Origin of the sequence: Clostridium sp. UBA6640 (assembly GCF_002455975.1) — a bacterium.
Classification (GTDB): Bacteria; Bacillota; Clostridia; order Clostridiales; family Clostridiaceae; genus Clostridium_J.
In genome coordinates, this window is the sequence record NZ_DKLM01000064.1 from 12557 (window position 1) to 15394 (window position 2838).

A 2838-nucleotide genomic window follows, 5' to 3' on the forward strand; every position below is an offset into this window, starting at 1 on the left:
TAGCATAATTGGATTACGGAAAGAAATAGCTCCATTGACAGTTTACAATTCCCATTTAATGAATATAGACCTAATCAAAGAGAGCTTGCAGTAACAGTTTATAAAACTATTAAACAGAAAAAAAACTTATATTTAGAAGCACCTACCGGAATAGGGAAGACCATATCCACAATATTTCCGTCTATTAAAATATTGGGTGAAGATTTAGGAAATAAAATATTTTACTTAACTGCAAAAGGCAGTACAAAACTTATAGGTGAAAAAACTATTAATTTACTTAAGGAAAAGGGATTGAAATTAAAAACACTAACAATTACTGCGAAAGAAAAATTATGCTTTAAAGATAATTGCACCTGTAATAGCGATTTTTGTGAATATGCTAAAGGGCACTTTGATAGGGTTAATGATTGTATTTTTGAAATAATAAATAATGAAACTTATATAAATAAAGAAATTATAATGAAATATAGTAAAGAATATAAAGTTTGTCCTTTTGAAGCCTCTTTAGATTTAATATCCTATTGTGATTTTATTATATGTGATTATAATTACGTTTTCGATATGCAAGTTTCATTAAAAACTTATTTTAATGAAAGCAAAAATAATAATATATTCTTAGTAGATGAAGCACACAATTTACTTGATAGAGCAAGAGAAATGTACTCAGCTACTATAGATAAAGATGAAATATTGGAGTTTAAAAAAATCTTTAAAAACTTAGATAGTACAATATATAAGTCTCTAGATAAAATTAATAAATTTATGATAGAAATAAGGAAATACAGTGAAGAAGAGAATTATTATATATTAGAGGAAAAACCCAATGACCTTATTAATCATATTAGAGTTCTAATAAGTGGCTGTGAATTTTACTTATCTAATAATAAAAATCCTTATAGAGATGAATTATTAGATTTATATTTTAAATTATTAGCTTTTTACAGAATTAGTGAAGTCTTTGATGAGAACTATATTTGTTATGGTGAAAAGTTAGGAAATAATTTAATTATGAAACTATTTTGCATAAATCCTTGTAATTTAATCAAAGATGTGACTAGGAAATCTATATCTACTATTTTCTTTTCTGCAACATTCTCACCTATGAATTATTATAAGGAAATGTTAGGTTCTAGTGAAGGAGATTATAATTTAACTCTACCGTCACCTTTTAATCTAGAAAACAGAGAAATAATAGTTGCAGATAAAATCTCAACCAAATATCAACATAGGAAATATAGCTATGATTCTATAGTTGAGTATATTTACAGCTTTGTATCATCCAAGTCAGGTAATTATATAATATTTTTTCCGTCCTATAGTTATATGGAAGAAATATATAGTAGATTTATTAAAAAATATAATTGTTTCAATATTAAACTTCAGAATTATGGCATGACAGAAATGGATAGAGAAAGCTTTTTAAGAAATTTTGATGAGAATAATGTTATTGGATTTTGCGTTATAGGTGGAGTTTTTTCAGAAGGTATAGATCTAAAAGGAGATAGACTTATTGGAACGGCGATAATAGGTGTAGGATTACCTCAAATTTGTTTAGAAAGAGATTTAATAAATGTGCATTTTAATAATAGAAATAAAAATGGGTTTCACTATGCCTATACTTTTCCAGGAATGAATAAAGTAATTCAAGCAGCAGGAAGGGTAATTAGAACAGATGATGATAGGGGTATAATATTATTAATAGATGATAGATTTAATACGCCATTATATAAAAATCTTTTTCCAAAGCACTGGTTTCCAAATATTTTAGTCAAAAATAAAGACACTATTGCTATATGTGTTAAAGATTTTTGGGACAATAATAAATAACTATATAATGAAGTTAGTATTAACTGTACATTATATAGTGGAGGGAAGGTAAGAAAAGGAAACTTAACATCATATTTACAATAATACAATCCTCTGTTAAATATTTTGTATTATAATCTAGAAAAAATGATAGGTATTTTGAAGATATTGGTAGTTGCCTTGAGCAACTTTTAAAAGAAATATGGAGGAATAGAAATATGTATAAACATATTATTTGGGACTTTGATGGTACTCTTTTTGATTCATACCGATATATGGTAAATTCATTCCAAAGAGCTTTGCAAGATGATGGAATAGAAGAGAGTTATCAAAATATTTTGGAATCTATGAAAATATCTGTAACTAATGCCATTAATCATTATAAAAAAGTATATAAAATAAATGATGAAATGATAAAGCGATTTTGTAGATATGAAAAAGAGATTAATTATGAATTGGTAAAGCCATATGAACATGTTCAAAATATTTGTAGAATGATATATTATTCAGGAAGAAAAAACTATTTATTTACGCATAGAGATAAATCTGCATTAGCATACTTAGAATACTATGATTTACTTGAATGTTTTTGTGATTTTATAACTGAAGAGAATAAATTTTTAAAAAAGCCAAAACCAGATGCAATCATATATATTATTGAAAAATATAATCTTAAAAAAGAAGAAGTACTAATGATTGGAGATCGAGACATTGATATTATAGCTGCTAGAAATGCAGGAGTAGATTCTTGCATATTTGATCCAGCTCTTATTTAAAATGTTGGAAATGCAGATTATAGTATAGATTCAATAGAACAAGTTGCTAAAATAATAGGCTTATAATAATAGGTAATTTAACATATTATGAAGATATGAGTAAAATAGATGAAATAATTTTAAATGAACATTTTTCAACGGGGAATCCTATACTTTTAAAGATACCAATAGAAGGGCCATTTTAAGAAGTTTTAATGAGAATAATGTTATTTTATACAAATGATCGTGACAACGTAGTATGATGACATACTACGTT

2 protein-coding genes are annotated in these 2838 nt (G+C 25.8%); both read left to right on the forward strand.

Annotation, left to right across the window (positions count from 1 at the left end; all coding sequences use genetic code 11):
- Positions 1–291 precede the first annotated feature (291 nt).
- Positions 292–1827: an ATP-dependent DNA helicase gene (locus B2W91_RS06855; protein WP_291579646.1), complete on the forward strand. Its 1536-nt coding sequence runs from the start codon at positions 292–294 to the stop codon at positions 1825–1827.
- Between the two features lie 197 nt (positions 1828–2024).
- Entirely contained in the window at positions 2025–2582 is a 558-nt protein-coding gene (locus B2W91_RS06860) for an HAD-IA family hydrolase (RefSeq protein ID WP_291579647.1), read from the forward strand.
- Positions 2583–2838: the final 256 nt, after the last annotated feature.